This is a genomic window from Streptomyces albiflavescens (genome assembly GCF_014645835.1).
Lineage (GTDB): Bacteria > Actinomycetota > Actinomycetes > Streptomycetales > Streptomycetaceae > Streptomyces > Streptomyces albiflavescens.
Genome location: NZ_BMMM01000013.1, coordinates 1 through 18,935 on the forward strand (window position 1 = coordinate 1; position 18,935 = coordinate 18,935).

Annotated in this window: 21 protein-coding genes and 1 pseudogene; 10 read left to right on the forward strand and 12 right to left on the reverse strand. The window is 69.6% G+C overall.

Annotation, left to right across the window (positions count from 1 at the left end):
• A partial coding sequence (locus IEY95_RS30715) for a maltotransferase domain-containing protein (RefSeq protein WP_189189430.1) occupies positions 1-755 on the reverse strand: 755 nt, incomplete at its 3' end.
• Positions 756-840: 85 nt separating this feature from the next.
• Positions 841-1,032 (reverse strand): annotated as a pseudogene (locus IEY95_RS30720) (DUF5133 domain-containing protein); the annotation flags it as partial.
• A 298-nt stretch (positions 1,033-1,330) separates the two neighbouring features.
• On the opposite strand from IEY95_RS30720, the gene IEY95_RS30725 reads away from it, so the two are divergent.
• Both IEY95_RS30725 and IEY95_RS30730 read left to right on the forward strand, forming a co-directional pair.
• Positions 1,331-1,846 carry a pep a2 gene (locus IEY95_RS30725; RefSeq protein ID WP_189189431.1) on the forward strand — a complete coding sequence of 172 codons (516 nt, stop codon included), beginning with the start codon at positions 1,331-1,333 and terminating at the stop codon, positions 1,844-1,846.
• A gap of 314 nt (positions 1,847-2,160) precedes the next feature.
• Positions 2,161-3,558 carry an FAD-binding oxidoreductase gene (locus IEY95_RS30730; RefSeq protein WP_189189432.1) on the forward strand — a complete coding sequence of 466 codons (1,398 nt, stop codon included), beginning with the start codon at positions 2,161-2,163 and terminating at the stop codon, positions 3,556-3,558.
• Positions 3,559-3,567: 9 nt separating this feature from the next.
• On the opposite strand, the gene IEY95_RS30735 is transcribed toward IEY95_RS30730, so the two are convergent.
• From IEY95_RS30735 to IEY95_RS30750, 4 genes are all read right to left on the reverse strand, one after another.
• The gene (locus IEY95_RS30735) at positions 3,568-4,377 is read right to left on the reverse strand and encodes an SAM-dependent methyltransferase (protein WP_189189433.1); all 810 of its coding nucleotides are present in this window, start codon (positions 4,375-4,377) and stop codon (positions 3,568-3,570) included.
• A 35-nt stretch (positions 4,378-4,412) separates the two neighbouring features.
• Positions 4,413-4,910, reverse strand: a complete 498-nt coding sequence (locus IEY95_RS30740; RefSeq protein WP_189189434.1) for a hypothetical protein — start codon at positions 4,908-4,910, stop codon at positions 4,413-4,415.
• 135 nt (positions 4,911-5,045) lie between these two features.
• Positions 5,046-5,282, reverse strand: coding sequence for a DUF397 domain-containing protein (locus tag IEY95_RS30745; RefSeq protein WP_189189435.1), 237 nt, complete (start codon positions 5,280-5,282; stop codon positions 5,046-5,048).
• Positions 5,283-5,285: 3 nt separating this feature from the next.
• Positions 5,286-6,152: a Sco1979 family transcriptional regulator gene (locus IEY95_RS30750; protein ID WP_229703482.1), complete on the reverse strand. Its 867-nt coding sequence runs from the start codon at positions 6,150-6,152 to the stop codon at positions 5,286-5,288.
• A 253-nt stretch (positions 6,153-6,405) separates the two neighbouring features.
• Between IEY95_RS30750 and IEY95_RS30755 the strand changes: the two genes are divergently transcribed.
• Positions 6,406-7,818 carry an NsdA family TPR-like regulatory protein gene (locus IEY95_RS30755; RefSeq protein WP_189189436.1) on the forward strand — a complete coding sequence of 471 codons (1,413 nt, stop codon included), beginning with the start codon at positions 6,406-6,408 and terminating at the stop codon, positions 7,816-7,818.
• 23 nt (positions 7,819-7,841) lie between these two features.
• On the opposite strand, the gene IEY95_RS30760 is transcribed toward IEY95_RS30755, so the two are convergent.
• Positions 7,842-8,654 carry an SDR family NAD(P)-dependent oxidoreductase gene (locus IEY95_RS30760; protein ID WP_373294585.1) on the reverse strand — a complete coding sequence of 271 codons (813 nt, stop codon included), beginning with the start codon at positions 8,652-8,654 and terminating at the stop codon, positions 7,842-7,844.
• A gap of 154 nt (positions 8,655-8,808) precedes the next feature.
• Between IEY95_RS30760 and IEY95_RS30765 the strand changes: the two genes are divergently transcribed.
• From IEY95_RS30765 to IEY95_RS30775, 3 genes are all read left to right on the forward strand, one after another.
• Positions 8,809-9,417 carry an ATP-binding protein gene (locus IEY95_RS30765; protein ID WP_229703484.1) on the forward strand — a complete coding sequence of 203 codons (609 nt, stop codon included), beginning with the start codon at positions 8,809-8,811 and terminating at the stop codon, positions 9,415-9,417.
• Between the two features lie 62 nt (positions 9,418-9,479).
• Positions 9,480-9,983, forward strand: coding sequence for a DUF6624 domain-containing protein (locus IEY95_RS30770; RefSeq protein ID WP_189189720.1), 504 nt, complete (start codon positions 9,480-9,482; stop codon positions 9,981-9,983).
• Between the two features lie 188 nt (positions 9,984-10,171).
• Positions 10,172-10,693 carry a hypothetical protein gene (locus IEY95_RS30775; RefSeq protein WP_189189438.1) on the forward strand — a complete coding sequence of 174 codons (522 nt, stop codon included), beginning with the start codon at positions 10,172-10,174 and terminating at the stop codon, positions 10,691-10,693.
• A 10-nt stretch (positions 10,694-10,703) separates the two neighbouring features.
• Here IEY95_RS30775 and IEY95_RS30780 read toward each other — a convergent pair whose 3' ends face one another.
• Together IEY95_RS30780 and IEY95_RS49360 are read right to left on the reverse strand one after the other, a co-directional pair.
• Positions 10,704-11,246 (reverse strand): hypothetical protein, encoded by a 543-nt coding sequence (locus tag IEY95_RS30780; protein ID WP_189189439.1) that lies wholly within the window; start codon positions 11,244-11,246, stop codon positions 10,704-10,706.
• Positions 11,247-11,251: 5 nt separating this feature from the next.
• A complete protein-coding gene (locus IEY95_RS49360) occupies positions 11,252-11,518 on the reverse strand; it encodes a hypothetical protein (protein ID WP_308429354.1) in 267 nt (88 codons plus the stop codon).
• Positions 11,519-11,690: 172 nt separating this feature from the next.
• Here IEY95_RS49360 and IEY95_RS30785 point away from each other — a divergent pair, with 172 nt between their 5' ends.
• Both IEY95_RS30785 and IEY95_RS30790 read left to right on the forward strand, forming a co-directional pair.
• Positions 11,691-12,263, forward strand: a complete 573-nt coding sequence (locus IEY95_RS30785) for a YbhB/YbcL family Raf kinase inhibitor-like protein (RefSeq protein ID WP_189189440.1) — start codon at positions 11,691-11,693, stop codon at positions 12,261-12,263.
• Positions 12,264-12,564: 301 nt separating this feature from the next.
• Complete coding sequence (locus IEY95_RS30790) at positions 12,565-13,215, forward strand: DUF4360 domain-containing protein (RefSeq protein ID WP_189189441.1); 651 nt, start codon at positions 12,565-12,567, stop codon at positions 13,213-13,215.
• 84 nt (positions 13,216-13,299) lie between these two features.
• On the opposite strand, the gene IEY95_RS30795 is transcribed toward IEY95_RS30790, so the two are convergent.
• Entirely contained in the window at positions 13,300-13,506 is a 207-nt protein-coding gene (locus tag IEY95_RS30795; protein WP_189189442.1) for a hypothetical protein, read from the reverse strand.
• Positions 13,507-13,704: 198 nt separating this feature from the next.
• Here IEY95_RS30795 and IEY95_RS30800 point away from each other — a divergent pair, with 198 nt between their 5' ends.
• Positions 13,705-13,941, forward strand: a complete 237-nt coding sequence (locus IEY95_RS30800) for a chaplin (protein WP_189189443.1) — start codon at positions 13,705-13,707, stop codon at positions 13,939-13,941.
• A gap of 106 nt (positions 13,942-14,047) precedes the next feature.
• Here IEY95_RS30800 and IEY95_RS30805 read toward each other — a convergent pair whose 3' ends face one another.
• Positions 14,048-15,577, reverse strand: coding sequence for a M81 family metallopeptidase (locus IEY95_RS30805; RefSeq protein ID WP_189189444.1), 1,530 nt, complete (start codon positions 15,575-15,577; stop codon positions 14,048-14,050).
• A 140-nt stretch (positions 15,578-15,717) separates the two neighbouring features.
• The gene (locus IEY95_RS30810) at positions 15,718-16,959 is read right to left on the reverse strand and encodes an ROK family transcriptional regulator (protein ID WP_189189445.1); all 1,242 of its coding nucleotides are present in this window, start codon (positions 16,957-16,959) and stop codon (positions 15,718-15,720) included.
• 176 nt (positions 16,960-17,135) lie between these two features.
• Here IEY95_RS30810 and IEY95_RS30815 point away from each other — a divergent pair, with 176 nt between their 5' ends.
• A complete protein-coding gene (locus IEY95_RS30815; protein WP_189189446.1) occupies positions 17,136-18,929 on the forward strand; it encodes a peptide ABC transporter substrate-binding protein in 1,794 nt (597 codons plus the stop codon).
• Positions 18,930-18,935 lie beyond the last annotated feature (6 nt).

An 18,935-nucleotide genomic window follows, 5' to 3' on the forward strand; every position in this document is an offset into this window, starting at 1 on the left:
CGGAAGGTCGTGCCGATGGGATGGATCGGGGGCAGGTAGACGACGTCGAAGCCCATCTCCGCGATCGCGGGCAGGCGTTCGGCGGCCGAACGGAACGTGCCGTGAGGCCGCTCCGGGGTGCCCTCCGAGCGCGGGAAGAACTCGTACCAGGAGCCGTACAGCGCCCGCTTGCGTTCCACGAGCAGGGGCAACGGCAGCGAGCGGGTGAGGCGTTCACGCAGCGGGTGCCCCGAGAGGGCGGTGACCACCTCCGGAGCCAGGGCGGCCGCGAGACGGGCGGCCGGTGGCCGGGACTCGTCGCGCAGGGCGTTCGCCGCGGCCAGCACCGCGTCCCGGCCGGCTGCGTCCGGTACCCCGGCAGCGGCCCGCTCGTGCAGAGCGGCGCCCTCCTCCAGGACCAACCCGAGGTCGATACCGGCCGGGACCTTGATCTCGGCGGAACGGCGCCAGGCGGCGACGGGATCGCTCCACGCCTCCACCAGGTAGGTCCAGTGGCCCACTTCGCCCGGTGTGACGTGGGCGCCCCAGCGGTCGGTGCCGGGGGCCAGTTCGCGCATCGGGGTCCACGGGCCGAGGCGGCCGCTCGGGTCGCGCAGTACGACATTGGCGCCGACGGCGTCCTGGCCCTCGCCGAAGACGGTGGCCGTGACCTGGAAGGTCTCACCGGAGACCGCCTTCGCGGGCCTTCTGCCGCACTCGACGACCGGGCGGACATCCACGATCGGGATGCGGCCGGTGTCCGGGTTTGCGTCCATGCGTTTCGCCTCCGGCGTCCTCGAGCCCCACGTGTGGTTCGCGTCCGCGAGCCCAATCTGCGTTTCAGATCCGTGCCCGAACGTCCCGCAGATAGTGCTCGGCGGCGTCTGCGGCCTCCCGCGCGCAGCGCTTCCCCATCAGGACGCACAGGGTGTACCCGGTGTTCTCGAAATTGCCCCGCACCACGATGTCGGCGGGGGCCGCGAGCAACAGGCGTTCCCAGGCCCGGTATCTCTCCAGATGTCTCGCGACCTCGGCTTTGGCAGGCAGCAGCATCACGCTGGTCACCCTCTCTCGACAGCGCACGGCTCGCCTGGATGGCGAGTGGGGGCCGTGCACGCAGGGGCACCGATCCGTTACGGAGATCAGAGCCCTCACCCATGGTGCCCGTACCGCCACCGAGCGTCTTGTTGGTTCTTCAACAACACGGAGGGGTGCTCTCGTGTTGCACGGATGGAGTAGTGCTCGCACTCTAGGACTGACTCAGAAGCGATCAGTGCTCACGCTTTGTGATCGGGGCTCGGCCCGCGAGGGCGAGGAGAGGCGGGAGCTTCGCCGTGAGGAGCCAACGACGATGAAAGCTGCAGTGCCCTGCTACTACCACCTCGACGTGGAGGTCAGCCCGGAACGGGTCGGACAGGTCAGGCGCATTCTGGCCGCGCACCTCCGGTACTGGAACCTGGAGATTCTCGTCGAGTCCGTATGTCACTGCGCCGAAGCGCTGCTCCACACCATCGAGGAGCACGCGGCGGACAAGAACACGACCATCGAGATGTGGTGGAACGGCCAGCACCTCATCGCTGCCGTCTCGGACAACAACCAGGACATCCGCCCGCACAACGCGCCCCAGGGCTGCCTGGCCCAGATCGCCGCGCTGAGTGACGGCTGGGGCTGCTGCGCCACGGGCGCCGGCGGCAAGATCATCTGGTTCTCGTGGCGCGCCCGGGCCGCCGAACGCGCGCCCCTGGTTCCGGCCGCACCCGTCCCCAGCCTGCAGGAGGCGCGCCAGGCGCCCCGCCAGGCACCGCTGCCGGAGCCGGCGTTCGCCGGCCTCCGTGACGATACGGAGGCTGTCGCAGCCGTCGGGTGATCCCCTGACGGCAACGAGGCCGTGAACGCCCTGCGGTGATCGGGTACGCGCCGCGAGCGGGTACCCCGGGCCAACGGGCGCGGCCGTCGACGGCGGAGGAACCGACTCCGCCCTGTTGACCGAAGTCGCCGAACGCGTCGATCGCATCCTGATCGACGCGTTNCCCGCGACTCTGCCACGTCCGCGCATCCCGCCGCACCACGGCGAGTTCACAGCCGGACCAGAACAGGCGCGTCGGACCCATCGGAGGGAGACTGAAACAGGGAGTCCAGACAGCGGACCCTGGTACCGGTCCCCAGACACGGGGGATGTACATGGCGATCACACCGGCACAAGCGGCACGTCAGGAACTCACGGGATTCAAGGGGCAGCTGATCGGACCGGAGGATTCCGGCTACGACGAGGCCCGTAGCGTGTACAACGCGATGATCGACAGGCGGCCGGCCCTGGTGGCGCGGTGCACCGGCCCCGAGGACGTCGCTCAAGTCATCGGCTTCGCCCGCGACCACACCCTCCCGCTGGCCGTGCGCGGCGGCGGCCATCATGGCGCGGGTCTTGGAACCTGCGACGACGGCGTGGTCCTCGACCTCTCACCCGTCAAGGACGTCACGGTCGACCCGGAGGCCCGTACGGCACGCGTCGGCGGCGGCTGCCTCCTGGGCGAGGTCGACCGCGCCACTCACGAGCACGGGCTGGCCACACCGAGCGGCATCATCTCCACGACGGGCGTCGGCGGCATCACGCTCGGCGGCGGCATCGGACACCTCACCCGCACGTACGGGCTGGCCGTCGACAACCTGCTCGCGGCCGATCTCGTCCTGGCGAACGGCGAGCAGGTGCACGCGGACGCCGACGAGAACAGCGACCTGTACTGGGCGATCCGTGGAGGCGGCGGCAACTTCGGAGTCGTCACCTCGTTCCTGTTCCGGCTGCACGAGCTGAGCACGGTTGTCGCGGGTCCCACCTTCTGGCCCGTGGAACTGGGCGCCGAAGTCCTCACCGCCTACCGGGACTTCCTCCCGCGGGCTCCCCGCGAACTGAACGGCTTCTTCCTGTTCACCTCCGTGCCGCCCGCCCCGCCGTTCCCGGAGGAGCTCCACCTGCGCAAGGTCTGCGGCATCATGTGGTGCTGGGCCGGCGACGACACGGACGCGGCCGCCGAGGAGATGGCGCCGCTGCTCGACGTCCTCCCCGCGCCTCTGCTGCACGGCCCGGCCGCGATGCCGCACCCCGCGATCCAGTCCGCGTTCGACGGGGTCTACCCGCCCGGTGACCAGTGGTACTGGCGTGCGGCCTTCATCGACGAGATCCCCGCCGAAGCGGCCGACCTGCACGCCAAGTTCGGTGCCGAGATGCCGACCTGGAAGTCGACGATGCACATGTATCCCATCGACGGCGCCGTCCATGACCATGCTGCGACGGACACCGCGTGGAGCTACCGCAGCTCCGGCTGGTCGGCCGTCTTCGCGGGGGTGGACCCGGACCCCGCGAACGCAGGCCTCGTCAGACAGTGGAGCGTCGACTACTCCGACGCTCTGAACCCGTTCTCCGCGGGCGGGGCCTACGTCAACATGACGATGGACGAGAGCCAGGAGCGGGTACGGGCCAGCTATCGCGACAACTACGCACGCCTGGCCCGTATCAAGGCCGACCGAGACCCCGGCAACCTGTTCCGCCTCAACCAGAACATCCAACCGGCGGCGCAGGCCTGAAGCGGCTGATCACGGCATGCGGGCCACGCCCCCGTGGACGTCCGTGGGCTCGGGCGACGTACCGGGCTCCGGGCGCCACAGCGGGCAGGACACGATGCCCGGGTCGATCAGTTCGAGGCCCTCGTAGTACGCGCTGATCTGAGTGGGACTGCGCAGCACGTACGGGATCGCACCAGTGTCGTCGTAGCCCTGCTGGGCCTCCTTGAGGGCGGCGTCGGTGTCGGTGCTGTCGTAGTGCACGAAGTAGCTGCCGGAGGGCAGGGCGGCCTGGAGGCGGCGGACGATCGACTTGGCCTCCTCGTAGTCCTGGACGTGGCCGAGGATGCCCATGAGCATCAGGGCGACGGGCTGGTCGAAGTCCAGGATGCGGCTCGCCGCTTCGATGATCTTCTCGGGCTCGTGCAGGTCCGCGTCGATGTAGTTGGTGACGCCCTCGGGGGTGCTGGTGAGCAGCGCCTGGGCGTGGCGGAGCACCAGGGGATCGTTGTCGACGTAGACGATGCGCGACTCCGGAGCCACGCGCTGAGCGACCTGATGGGTGTTGTCGTACGAGGGCAGGCCGGTGCCGATGTCCAGGAACTGGCGGATGCCCAGCTCGCCGGTCACGAAGGTGACGGTACGGATCAGATAGTCACGGGAGGCTCGGGCCATGGTCTCGATGTTCGGGGCGACTTCGCGGTAGGCGTCGCCCGCCACCCGGTCGACCTCGTAGTTGTCCTTCCCGCCCATCCAGTAGTTCCAGATGCGAGCGGAGTGCGGCACCGTGGTGTCGATCTTGGACAGCGCCTCTTGGTCGGGGGTGGATTGGCCGTCTGCCATGGGAAGTCTCCTGCCGTACGTCACGCGGTCGGTCTCTAACCTATCGTCAACGCCTGTATGCAGCCCCGGAGTTGGGGCAGAGGGGAGGCGGGACCTCGGATCGGATGGCCCAGGTCTGCCGCGTCGACCGTCACGACGGGGACATGCTGGGCCAGGGTGCGCACCGCCCGCTCGTACGCGCCGACCGCCTCGGTGTCGTCCGCCTCGCCCGTCATATGGATGAGGGCGCCGTTGCGTTCGGCCACCGCCTCCGCGAAGTCGAGTGCCTGGATCCAGGTCACCCGGGAGCGCCCGCGGCGCAGCGGTCCATAGACCAGTTCGTGGACGAGACTGCCGTCGATGGCCAACCGCCCCGGTGCGGCGAGGAGTTCGTGGTAGGGCTGGGTGGGGTTCACATGGTGAAGGTGCCCGCGTGAGCGGCGGATCATGAATCCGCGGCGGGCCAGTTCGGCGAGCAGAGCGCTCCTGCCGATGCCGTCGGGGCCGTCGACGACCAGCGTCCGGCACTGGGCGAGGGCCTGGTGGAGGATCATCCCCGCACCCACTCCCTCCGAGACGACCGACTCCCTCAGTGTGCGGGGGACAACCCGCACGGGGGGAGTAGGCGTGCGGGTTGTCCGGTTGTGCGGGCGTAGTGGTGCAACCTCGGGGTCCTGCGCTGAGGGTGCTCAGAGGATCAGGAAGTCGGCCTGCCCCGACTTGGCGCCCTGCAGGAACGCCATCATCTCGTCCCGGGAGTAGACCAGCGCCGGCCCCTCGGGGTCCCTGGACTGACGGAAGGCGACGCTGCCGTCGGGCAGCCGCTTGGCCTCGACACAGCTCCCGCCGTTCGTGCCGCTCCAGGGCTTCTGCCAGCCCTCGGTGCCCAGATCGACGGCGGGCATGCCGCTGTAGACGGATCCCATGGATCACAACTCCTTACGCAGTTCACCCAGGATGTCCCTGGTTCGAGCGACCGGCTCCGCCTGCACGGACATCCGGTCCAGTACTTCGAGATAGCTGACGACGTCGTCGGGCCGGTCGACGTAGACCGCGCCGACCAAGCTCTCCGTGTAGACGACGTCGGGGAGTTCGGAGAAGCCGAAGCGGAAGTGGTGGAACGGCCCGAAGGCGCCCGGGTGGGCGCCCACCCTGAAGCGCATGATCTGGATCCGGACCTTCGGCATGTCCAGGACCTCGTGCAGCCGGTCGATCTGAGCCCGCATCACCTCGGCCCCGCCCACCGGGCGGCGCAGCACCGTCTCGTCCAGAACGGCCCAGATCGCGGGCGCGTCCGGCTTGGCGAGCAGGTCCTGACGTTTGATCCGCAGGGCGACGCGGCGGGCGATGTCCTCCTTCGACTCGTTGGGGAAGCCGACGCGCATGAGCGCGGTGGCGTAGTCGGACGTCTGCAACAGGCCGGGAACGTAGTGGGGTTCGTAGAGGCGGATGACGCTGGCTTCGCTCTCCAGGCTCACGTAGGCGCTGAACCACTCCGGCAGTACGTCGCGGTACTTGTACCACCAGCCGGGCTGGTTGGCCTCCCTGGCCAGGGCCAGGAAGTCGTCGATCTCCGCCGCCGGGACCCCGTAGGCGTGCAGCAGTTCCCGCACGTACGGAATCCGGAGCCCGACCTCGGCCTTCTCGATCCGGCGGACCGTCAACGGTGTGACCTCGATGGCCCGTGCCGCTTCCTCGAACGACACCGCTGCCTGTTCCCGCAGCTGTCGCAGCCGCTTTCCGAGAACCATCCGCAGGACGGTGGGTGCGCTGCCGCCAGAGCGGTTCTCGCTCACGTCCTACCTCCCCGGAACGGCCGTCACAGCGTGCAGTGTGCCACGCGGTCGGTGACAGAGACAGGGCGATGCGAAACGTTCTGAAATTATCAGAACGCCGGTTGCATGCTGAGTGTGTCGGCCACCATAGTGATCGAGTGACGTGTCGCACACTCCGTGGCGACGACGCACAACTGTGTTCGGTCGTACGGGAATTGATGTCCCGCCAAGTACGGACGGGCGCAACCGCACGCGACCGTGAGGCGAGACCGGGATGGCCACCGTGACGGACGGACAAGCAAGGAACGCCGGCAAGGCCCCCACCGGGGTCAACAAGGTGCTGGCGGCCGCCCTCAAGGAAGCCGGCTGCTCCTACGCCTCACTCGCATTGCGGGTCAACGAGCTGGGCCGCCGTCAGGGCACGGACTCCCACTACGACAAGGCGTCGGTCACCCGCTGGCTCCAGGGCCAGCAACCGCGGGGAACCACACCGGAGTTGATCGCCGCCGTGCTGTCCGAGCGGCTCGGTCGCGCCGTGTCGTCCGCGGACCTCGGCTTCTATTCCGATCAGCAGCGCCCGGTGGCGAGCAGGGCGCTCATCTATGGCGAAGACGTGGCAGAAACCCTTCACACCCTGTCCGAACTGGGATCCACCGACATCTCCCGCCGCAGCCTCCTCGGCTCGGTCCCCTTTGTCGCGGCTGCCCTGACGATCCCTCAGCGCGAGTGGCTGCTCTGGCTGTTGGAGCACCGGGATGCCGTCGAACCGACCCTGGTCGCGAGCGGCGGGCCGGTCGAGCAGGTGCACGCGATGATCGCCATGTTCGACCAGATGGACAACCACTACGGCGGCGGCGGAGTGCGCACCAGCATCGTGCACTACCTGTCCACCGAGGTCGTCCCCCTGCTGCAGCGGCGCGGTACACCGCCCCGGCTGCGCCGCCAGTTGTACGCCGCCGCCGCGCGCCTCGCTGCGATGGCCGGGTGGAGCTCGTACGACGCGGGGGAGTACGGCCTGGCCCAGCGCTATATGACCCAGGCGCTGAGACTCTGCGCCGAGGGGCGCGACCGGGTGCTGGGTGGTCAGATCCTGGCCGGACTCTCCCATCTGGCCACCAACCTCGGCCGCCCCGACGAGGGGGTGGCCCTGGCCCGCGCCGGAATCGTCACCGCGAAGGAATCGGGCAGCCCGCTCGGTCTGATGCGCCTGCACGCCATGTCGGCGCGCGGGCACGCCGCGCGGGGCCGCGCGGACGAGGCCTCCGAGGCGCTGCGTCTGGCCGAGCGACAGCTGGACGCGAGCAAGGGAGCCGCCCAGGAGTCGGTGTGGGTGCGCTATCTCGACCACCACTATCTGCAGGCCGAGTCCGCCCTGTGCTTCCGTGACCTGGGCCTCGCCGCGCAGGCGGAGCGCACGGCGAGCGAATCGCTCAGCGCCAACGCGGACCGGCGCAGGCGCCAGGCCATCAGCCGCTCCGTCCTCGCCACCGCGCATCTCCAGCAGGACCGCCTGGACGAGGCCGTCGGCACGGCGACCGAGGCGCTGGACACCCTCAGCACCGTGCACAGCGAACGGTCGATCCAGGCCCTGCGCGACTTCCGCAGGCGGCTCGAGCCCCGCCGCCACGAGCCCGTGGTGCAGGAATTCGAGCGCAGGTCGCGCCCCGTACTGGGAGCGGTGGCATGACCGGTAAGGGCTCGCCGGATGCCTTAGTACCCGTCGGGGGAGGGGGCGTTCTGGGCGCGGTCGACCGGCAGGTGGGCGCCCGAGATCCCGCTCGACCAGTCCGACAGCAGGAACGCCACCACGCGTGCGACCTCCTGCGGCGCGACCGGCTCTCCGCCAGGAAGCTCCGCCGCCACGAATCGGGCGAACGCCTGGGGTTCCTCCCTGCGCATGCGATCCCAGCGCCTGCCGGGGATCAGCATCGACCCGGGGGAGACGGCGTTCACGCGGATGCCGTCGGCGCCGAGCTCGCGGGCCAACGACGCGGCCAGATGGATCTGCGCGGACTTCGCGACCCCGTACTGGGCGTGCGGGCCGGGCTTCCAGCCGGAGATCGACGAGATGACCACGACCGAGCCGCCGCCCGCCGCCCGCAGATGCGGGACCGCCGCCCGCACCAGCCGTGCCGCATGGCCGACGTTCACTTCCCAGGTCGCCGCCCAGTCCTCGGCGTCCGCCTGCTCGATGCCGCCTCCATGAGAACCGCCCGCGCAGGCCACCACCCCGTCCAAGCCGCCGAAACGTTTCGCCGAGGCTGTGACGAACTCTTCCAGCTCCTCGGGCGCGGTCACGTCGAGCGGCTGGGTGAACACGGCCGAGTCCATCGACATGGCCAGCGCCTCCAGGTCGAGCGCGGTGCGCGCGCAGGTCGCCACCCGCGCGCCCTCGGCGGCCAGCAGTCGCACGATCTCTTCGCCGAGCCCCCGCGTACCACCAGTGACCAGTACGCGTTTGCCGAGCACCCCCGGCCACCCGGTGCCACCGCTCCGTTGCACCGCTGCCCGGCCCCCGCTCACGTTCCTCACCCGATCGAACATACATCCAATGCCACTACGTGCCTGCAACCGGACAACCCCCATACCCCCTGGTCCACCCGCCGCTTCGGCGTGTTGGCTGCACGGGCAGCCACCGAGACCGTCCCCCACCCGTGCTGCACCCGAAGGAGGACCGATGACGGCATCCAGGGCGCATCGCCGCGGGCCGTCGCCCTCACTGGCGCAGGACGTGCACGCGCCGGTGCACAACGTGCACCCCGCCGACGACCACGCGCCCGTGGGCCGGGCCCGGCCCACTGAGGCAGCCACGATCCCCGAGTCCCCACCGACCCCTGCGAGCCCCCTGAACCCCGTGACGCATGCGATGCCCGTGAGCGAAGCCCACCTCTTGCGGACCACCGTCCCCGCCCACCCCTCGCGTGCGGCGGGCGTACGGGCCATGCTCGCCGAGCACCTCACCCATCTGCGGCTCCCGCCCGAGTGCCTCGACAACGCTGTCCTCGCCACGGATGAGCTGTTCGTCAACGCGGTCCAACACGGAAGTCCCGACCGCGGCAACATGATCACCGTCACCATCGAGTACACCGAGCGGGAGCTGCGCGTGACGGTCGCCGACAGCTCGCCCGACCTGCCGTGCCTGCGTACGCCGGACGGCGCCGAGGAGTCGGGACGCGGACTGGCCATCGTCGCCGCGCTGGCAAACGATTGGGGCACCGCACCGCCCGACCCGGGCGGCCCGGGCAAGAAGGTGTGGTTCGCGCTGGTGCTCCAGGGGATGCCGTGAAGGGGCACCCGGGGCACCTCGCGGTCGACGACACGCGCCAGGAGCGCGCGACCGCGCGGCGCATGGTCCCGGCGCTCGCGGCGGCTCTCGCCGGGGAGCTGGTGCGCCGGGCGGACGAGGAGCGGCACCTCATGCAGCAAGCACGGGTGGACCCCACCTCGCCGTGCCGAGGTGCCCTCCACAAGTGCCGCGAGGCCAATGCCGAAGCCCTCCGGACGATCGTCCGCAGGCACGGCTGGCCGACCGCCGACCTGGTCGGCGCACCTGCCTCGACGGCAGCCCTGATGATCCTGCTGCACGCCGGCGACCTGGACTTCCAGCTCAGGTGCCGCGACCTGATCGCCCAGGCCGCAGCCGACGGGCGCTGCCCCGCCCTGCACCACGCCTACATCGCCGACCACTGCGCCGTCGAGGAGGGCCGGCCGCAGTTCTACGGCACCCGCGTGGATCCCCTGACCCTCCGCCCGTATCCGATCCGCCGGCCCCAGACCCTCGACGAGCGCCGGCGCGACGTCGGACTGGGGCCGCTCGACGAGCAGATGCGGACCCTGTGCGAGGGTGGATGAGTCGCCGCTGGACGTGATGTGCAGCACGCGCGGAAATGTCGCCACGGCCGCCGGGGAAAGGTTCTGGCTGCGCACGGCTTGATCGCCGATCAAGAAAAGGGAAATCCCTGGCCACGGTATGTTCCGCGCATTTGACACTTCGTTCTGAGCACAGATAGGAAACAGCTCTCTGAGGTGAGAGGTGGACTGTGCGCGAGCCGAACGTGGTCGGGGACTGGCAGGAGTACGACGAGCATGCCGGCCTGCGTGTCCGCGTCCACGGTGTGGAAAAGGCGGAGCCGCCGCGGGGGCGCGACGACGCCGCCGACGGACTCACCTACTTCCGATTTCGGGTGACCGTTGAAAATCGCGCCACCGAGCATTTCGGTATCCATCTCGAAGACGGACAGATCGATATTCGCGTCGGCGCCGACGGCGAGAGCGCGTTCCTCGACTGGCGGAACTCACAGTTCATCGAGGGCTTCGACGTCTACCCGCTGCGCCGGGCCACGGCGGTCCTCTACTCCGCGGGTCCCGACGCCTTCCTGCACCACGTGGACATCCAGATCCAGCTGAAGGTCGACGACGAGTGGACCGAGCGCTTTCTCTGGGCCGGCGGCATCGACCTGTACGAGACCTCCGCCGACGACGCGGGCACGCGTCCCGGCACGGACAGGGACAGCCTCGCCTGTCAGGTGAGCAACTTCCTGAGGAGGGAAGCGGACTCGTGAGCGACGGGCCCTAGCCTTCCCCGGCCGGGTTCTGCTCCACCCACTGGATGAGGAGCTGGCGCACGTACGGATTGCCCTCCTGCGCGGCGTGGGCCAGTCGCTCCGCGCTTGCCCGGGCCGCTCGCCAGCCCGCCGGGGTGTCTTCGCCGTACGCCTGGTCGGCGGCGGCCAGCGCGTCGGCCGCCAGGTGGCGTAGCTCCTCGGACAGATCGTCGTCGGCCGCCGTCCGGTACGCCTCCAGACGCAGGGCCGCCAGGTCCCGCGGGGAACCGGACGGCAGTGTGAGGGGCTGGGCGTACCCGCTGACGGCGATGACCACGCAGAAGGTGGCCACGTCCCGGCGGCCCTCCCGCTGCCCCTTCGCGATGGCGGGCGCGAGCCACGAGGGGGCCCTCCAGTGCGCGACCGACGCGGCCGCGACGAGGACAGCGGACAGCAGCACGACGGGGATCCAGCCACCCAGGACCCAGCCGATCGGCCCGAGCACCAGGAAGCAGGCCGCGTTGCCCAGCCATATGCGACGGCGACCGAGTCTCAGGTGTCGAGGATCCATACGGCTCAGTGTCCCAGGGGCACGCGGGGCGCGATGAGGGGGCGGGCGATTCGCGTGGGCACCGTGTCTCCCGCCCCGCGACCGTCTGGCCGGGTCACTACGGCTGGCATCCCACCCCGCCGAAGGCGTCGACGGCGACGCCGCTCGACGGACTCGCGGGGGTCCGGATGCCAGTGCGCGACGTGGACGATGCCCGGCTCAGCCCGCTCGGTCGGCTCGAGCCCGTCGAAGAAGCCGCCGATCTCCTCGATGCCGCGCACGGAGTACGGCACTGCGCCAATGGAGTTCTAGGCTTCCGACGCCGCGATCATGCCCCTACGTACGACTTTTGGCCACACACGCCTCGCGCCGTACGCCGGGGCGGACCCGGTGTGCCCCCCCGTGAGGACACTCGCGCTCGTCGTCACGCTGCCCCTGAGATGCCCCGCCGCTAACGTGACGTACATGCGCCGTACGAGCCGCCGGAAGGCCACAGCCATCGCGGCGGCAGCCGTGCTCGGATTCACCGCCGGCTGCGGGGGTGGCGGCGGCGCCGCTGCCGCATCCGCCGCACCGACGCCCCATGCGTCGAAGACGATCACGGTGTCCAGCACGGCCTTCGCGGACGGTGCGAGCATCCCGCGCCGCTACACCTGCGACGGTGAGAACGTCTCGCCGCCGCTGGACTTCGACGGTGTGCCGGGCGACGCCGCCGAGCTGGTCGTCCTGGTCGAGGACCCGGACGCCCCGCACGGCACCTTCGTGCACTGGGTCGTATGGGGCATCGATCCCCACGAGACGGCGCTCGGCACGGGTGAACTGCCGAGCGGAGCCGAGCAGGGCCGCAACAGTTTCGGGAAACGCGGCTACGGCGGACCCTGCCCACCCAAGGGCAAGTCCCATCGCTACGTCTTCTCGGTGCTCGCCGCCGACGCGAAACCGACCCTGCCCCAGGGTGCCTCGGCCGACGACGTCAAGCGCGCGCTCACCGGACACACCGCCGCATACGGCACGCTGACCGGCCGCTACGGTCGGTGACCCGGCTCGCGCGATCCCCATCGGTGGCGTCGAACGACCGGTGTCGAATGGCCGGAGATGACTCTGGCCGCCACGGGCACGCGTACGTACGATTCCGTCACTCCCGGTCTTCACGGCTCCTTCACAACCGGGAGGAAGTGCGCATGCGCTTTTGTCATGCGCATGATTCAACGAGCCACGCTTGATCCAACGCACTGGTCTGCGACGGCTCCCCGTGCGCACGGGGAACCGCACCCCCCATTCCACGACGGCACACATCCCGTGCTGCCGCCGGAACACCAACGCAACGGATTGGAGCACCATGGCTGGTGGGCTGCTTCTGGGCGGCGCGATCGCCGCCCTGTTCGCCTCAGCGCTCCCGATACAGGACCCGTCCTCCGGGTTCGTCGACCCGCCCCCGGACAAGATCGTCATCAAGGTCGCCACGGTGAACGGCTCCGGCTGTCCCCAGGGGACCGCCGCCGTCGCGGTCTCCCCCGACAACACGGCCTTCACGGTGACCTACAGCGACTACCTCGCCCAGGTCGGGGGCAATTCCGACCCCACCGCGTTCCGCAAGAACTGCCAGCTCAACCTGATCGTGCACGTACCGCAGGGCTTCACGTACGCCATCGCCAGCGCGGACTACCGCGGCTTCGCCGCACTCCAGCAGGGCGCGAGCAGCACCGAGAAGGCCTCGTACTACTTCCAGGGCTCCCCGAACACGGCCGCCATCACCCATCCGTTCAGGGGCCCGTACAACGACAACTGGCAGGCCACGGACGCCACCGACTGGGCGCAACTGGTCTGGGCGCCCTGCGGTGTTCAGCGGAACTTCAACATCAACACGGAGCTGCGCGTCAATGCAGGCACCTCCGCACCCGCCAGCACCAGCTTCATGACCATGGACTCCACGGACGGTGACATCAGCACCATCTACCACCTGGCCTGGAAGGAGTGCCCCGCCTCCTGACCCATCGCATCTGACCCCCTGTCTCCCGCACATGGGTCCTTGACCGGCTCCGCCGCACCGGAGCCGGTCAAGCTTCAAGGCAAGCTACGGAAGCAGCTTGTCCATGGCCGCCGGCCCTTCCTCCTGCAACTTTCGCTCGGCCCAGGCGAGGTTCTTCGGAGTGATGTCGCGGCCTGCGGCGAGCACCAGGTCCTCGGCGGTCACGTGGTCGCCGGAGCCGGTGTGCAGCAGCGCGTCGGGGGTCGCCTTGTCGTCGGACGGCGCGGGCGAATCGGGTTGGCTGGTTGACATGATTTCTCCCTCTTCCACCTGACCTGTTCTCACGCTACGGGCATTCCGCACACCCCGCTCGACGCGTTTCGCGCAGCCGCAGCTCAGGGGGCGCCGCTGGGCGGGAGGGGCCCCGTTCGGGTGTACAGCGATGTCGGCCGCCGCTCACGCAGGTGATGGTGGAGGAACTCGCACCCCTGCGACTGATCGGAGCTTGAAATGCGTATTCGTCTGATGGCCGCCGCCGGGCTGGCGAGCGTGGCCCTTCTGGCCACCGCCGGGACCGCCTCCGCTGCCGACCCCGACCCGGTCGGTGTCGCCGCGAACAGTCCCGGACTCGTGTCCGGCAACGTCATCCAGATCCCGCTCGACCTTGGTCTCAACCTCTGCGGCGACTCCATCAACGTGATTGGCCTGCTGAACCCGGCGGCCGCCAGCACCTGCTCGAACGACTGACCGCCGAGTGCCGCCGGGCAGGGCTTGCCCTGCCCGGCGGACGGCCGGGATCAATGGAATCAAGGAGATCCCGGTGATCAGGTCGACTTCGGGACGACCCGGTGGCTCACTCGTCCTCCCCGGTGAGCTGCGCGTCCGAAGGCGGGACGATCCGGGCCCGGAGGTCCGGGTCGGCCATCTCCGGGTCGAACGGGAACATCGGGCGGCGGATGCGGCGGTGGCCCAGCCGGACGAGGTCCTGGTCGACGCCGCCCGGAGTGAGCGCCAGTTTCCAGCCCACCGACATGTCGAACAGTTCCGGTTCCAGATAGCCGATCTTGACGAGGACGATGTCCGCGCCGCGCGGGTCCAGGGAGAGGTCGGTGAAGTCGTGCTCGTGGTGGTACGGCTTACGGAGCCTGGTGATGATCACGTACACACTGCCCACCCGCAGCACCACCTCGGTCCCCGCGTCCCGGTCGCCGTGCCGGACCGCGTGCACGACCCCCGTCATGGTGAGCGGCCCCGCATGCCGGTCGTCGACCTCGGCACCGGCCGTGACAGTGACGGTCGCGCCGACACCCGCCCGCTCCGCCGCCTCGACGGCCTGCGGGCCGGGCACCGAGGCGTAGATCACCGTCGGGCCGGACGCGTCCTTGAACTCCGGCCGGGCGAGGACCCGTTCGAGCCCCCAGGTGACATCGCCGGCGCCGCCCGCGGTCGGATTGTCACCGGTGTCGCTGATGAAGAACGGCCGCGCGTCGGGGGACGAGGCGAGCGCCTCGTCGAGACACTCGTCCAGTGATCCGGTCGGCGCCACGAAGGCGAACGCGTGCCGTGCCTCCCAGAAGCCGCGGGCCAGCCGTTCGGCGCCCGCGGTGACAGCCGCCTCGGACGGCCCGGTGACGACGACGGCGGCACGGTTGCGCGGCTCGTCGGCCCAGGCATACCCGACCCAGATCGCGGCGTCGGTGACGCCGTCCATCGCCTCCACGTCGTCGACCGCCGCGTAGACGCTCCTGGCGGGTTCGATGCGCGTCGAGGTCTGCTCGCCCGCCAGCAGCACGGGCACCGGTATCCAGGCTTTGACCGGCCGGGGCGCGCCGGTGGTGAGCAGCCCCACGAGATGGCGGGCAGCCCGCTCCTTGGTCTCCAGGTGATCCTCGTGCGGGGCCGTCCGGTAGCAGGTGATCAGGTCACTCATATGGGCGAGTTCGCGTGAGACGTTGCCGTGCAGATCCATGGAGGTGGACACGAGCACGTCCGGACCGACGGTCTCGCGGATCCGGGCGAGCAGGACGGCCTCGGCGTCGTCGATTCCTTCCACCGTCATGGCGCCGTGGATGTCGTACCAGAGGCCGTCGAGACGCGGCATCGACGCGAGTCGCGCGATGAGTTCGTCGCAGAGCTCGGCGAACGCGGCGGCGGTCACGGTGCCGCCGGGCAACGCCTTGCCGACGAGCGCGCCGCGCCATTCGGCGGAGGCGAGCAGTGGTGTCCCGGGCGCCAGGAAGGGATAGCGCGTCAGGACCTCCGCGCCGCGCAGCGGATGGAAGGCGGGGGCCTCGGTCCGGGCCGGCGAGAACGTCGACGACTCGATGCCGAGCCCGGCGATGGCGATGACGGGGCGGGCGACGGGGGTGCGGGGTTGCGGCACGGCTCCTCCTTGCGACACGACTGCTCGGGCTCCTTACGACACGACTCCCGGGGCTCCTTGCCACCCGGATGCTCGTGCTCCTTGCGGCAGGACTGCGCGCTCTCCTTGCGGTGGCGCTGCTCCTCGACCGGTGCTCGGTGTCAGAGGCCCGTGCGCGCGGCGCCGTGCCGCGCTTCGGGGTGCGGGGCGGCGACACCGGTTCCGATGACGGCCTGGAGCGCGTGGGCCAGCGCGCGTTGGAGGGCGAACTGGCCCGCGCCGACGAGTCCCGCGTCCGCGCCGAGGCTCGCCCGCTCGATCACCAGGTGCTGGGTCACCAGCGGATGGCAGCCTTCGTACAGCTGACTGCGCACGGCGGCGACGAACGGTTCGAGCGTGGAGAGGATGCCGCCGAGGTACACGGCATCGGGGTTGAAGAAGTTGACGTTCGCGGCCAGCACCATGCCGAGATACCGGCCGGCCTGGCGCACGGCGCGGGTCGCCTCCGGGTCGGCGTCGTGCGCGAGGCGCACGACGTCCTCGATCGTGGCGACGTCCAGGCCCCGCTCGCGCAGGATGCGCACCAGCGCGGCACCCGAGGCGACGGTCTCCAGGCATCCTGTGTTGCCGCAGGAGCAGGGAATGTCGTGGCCGGCTTCGACGCGTACGTGGGTGATCTCGCCCGCCGCGCCCGTCCCGCCCCGGTACAGCCGCCCGTCCGCGATGACGCCCGCGCCGATGGCCGACCCCATCTTCACCATGATCGACTGGCGTCGCTCGGCGGGCCGGACGCTGTGCTCGCCGACGGCCATGCAGTTGGCGTCGTTCTCGATCGCCGCCGGAACACCGAACCGGTCCTCCAGCCAGGCCTGAACGGGAAATCTGTTCCAGCCGGGCATGCGCGACGGCAGTGTCACCACGCCGGAGGCGACGTCGACCGGGCCCGGGAGGGAGAGGCCGACCCCCTTCAGCAGTTCCCTGCCGTGCTGCTCGGCGAGGCCTTGCAGGGTCTCGGCGAGTCCGGGCAGCGCCGCCTCGGGCCCCTCAGCCGTCGCGAACGGGACGGTCGAGACATCGGTGAGCCCGCCGCCGGGCAGCACCACGCCGACGTGTGCGTGCCGGCCGCCGAGTTCGGCCGCGACGGCGAACCCCTCGCTGCCGCCGAGCCGCAACACCTTGCGCGGACGTCCTCCGGTGGAGGAGCGCGTGCCCTGCTCCGCGACCAGCCCGTGGGTCACCAACTGGCCGACGGTGAGCGAGATCGTCGACGGCGCCGCACCGAGCAGATCGGCCAGTTCGGTGCGGGTGGTCGCCTGCCCGGAGGCGAGGAGTTCGAGGACGCGCTCGGCAAGTGAGGAGACGCCCGTGGCGCCCCTGCGGTGCGACACGCTTTTTTCAGACATGGACGAAGTAACTTCCGACGTGGGGTCCGAGAAGGGGAGCGTACGTCCAAAAGGTCGCCTCTCGACTTTTTCCAGAACAGCAGAAACAGACTTTTTACAGGGAGCCGTCTGTTTCTTCGAACGGTCGGGTCGTTGACTGGCTCCGCCACACGCCGTCGCTCACCCCGAGGAGAGCCATGTCCCCTGCTCGCCCGACACTCGTCGCCGGTGCCGTCGTCTCGGCGGGCACCCTGCTGCTCGCGGGCTGCTCCGGCACGAGCGGTACGTCGTCCGCGTCACGCGACTCCATCAACTACGCGCTTCCCGCGAACTTCACGCCGAACTGGATCCTGCCGATCGGTACCGCGGCGCACCTCAACACCAACAACATCTCCATCGCCGCGAGCCTGTGGGAGCGGCTCGTCGCGTACGACGGTTCCACCGGCGAGGTCGCCTGGAACAAGAAGGCCTCCATCGCCACCGCGGCCGACTTCGCGTCCGACGGCAAGAGCGTCAAGATCACGCTGGGGGACCGCAGTTGGAGCGACGGCAAGCCGATCACCTCGCGCGACGTCGAGTTCTGGTTCAACCTGATCAAGGCCAACAAGGCGCAGTGGGCGGGCTACACCCCAGGCAAGTCCCCGGACAACTGGACCTCGTTCAAGACCGTCGACGACCGTCACTTCACGATCACCTTCGACAAGGCCTACAACTCCCAGTGGATGCTGGCCAACGAGCTGAGCGAGATCACCCCGCTGCCGCAGCACGCCTGGGACAGAACAGGCGCGTCGGCGACGGTCTCGGACGCCGATCGAACGGCCGCGGGCGCGAAGAAAGTCTGGGCGTACCTGAACACCGCCGCGAAGAACATCTCCGGCTACGAGAAGGACACGCTGTGGAAGACCATCAGCGGCCCGTACGCGGTGAAGTCGTTCTCGACGTCCGGCAAGGTCGTCCTCGCGGCCAACAAGAAGTACGACGGCGGTGAGAAGGCGAACATCGCGACGGTGAACCTGCTCCCCTTCACGACGGCGGACGCCGAGAAGAACGCCCTGCGCTCCGGCGGCGTCGACTACGGCTACATCGAGGCCACCGACCTCGACCAGAAGGACCGCTTCACCGCGCAGGGGTACACCGTGAAGCCGTGGTCCGGCTGGGCGATCACATACATGCCGTACAACTTCAACAACCCATCCATGGGCGCCGTGTTCAAGCAGTTGTACGCCCGCCAGGCGGTCCAGAAGTCGATCGACCAGGCCGGTCTGTCGAAGGTCATCTTCAACGGCACCGCCGTCCCCGGCTATGGTCCGATCCCACAGGGCCAGTCGTCGGACTTCCTTTCGCCGGCGCAGAAGGACAACCCGTACCCGTTCTCGACCTCAGCGGCGAAGACGCTGCTGAGCAGCCACGGTTGGACGGAGCAGGGCGGCATGATGGTGTGCACCGACTCCGGCACCGGCACCGACCAGTGCGGTGCGGGCGTCGCCAAGGGCACCAAGTTCCACATGCAGGTGCTGTCGCAGTCCGGCTCGACCGTCACGGACAACATGATGAGCGCGATCCAGTCCTCGCTGGAGAAGACCGGCATCAAGTTCTCGATCAAGACCGCGCCTGTCAACTCGGTGCTGTCCCAGACCCCGCCGTGCACCGCGAACCAGTCGATCTGCAAGTGGCAGCTGTCGTTCTTCGGCACCGCGGGCAGTTGGTACTTCAGCGCCTTCCCGACCGGTGACTCCCTCTTCCAGAGCAAGGGCGGCTCGAACTTCGGGAGTTACTCCAACTCTGAGGTCGACAAGCTCATCACCGCGTCGACGACCTCCAACTCGCCGCAGGCCGTTCGGGACTACAGCGCCGCCGTCGCCAAGGACCTGCCGGTGATCTGGCTGCCCGAGCCCGACTACCAGATCTCCGTCGTCAAGAACGGTCTCGGCGGTTTCGCACAGGACTCACTCGCCAACTTCCACCCCGCGCAGTGGAAGTGGACCAACTGACGCCGC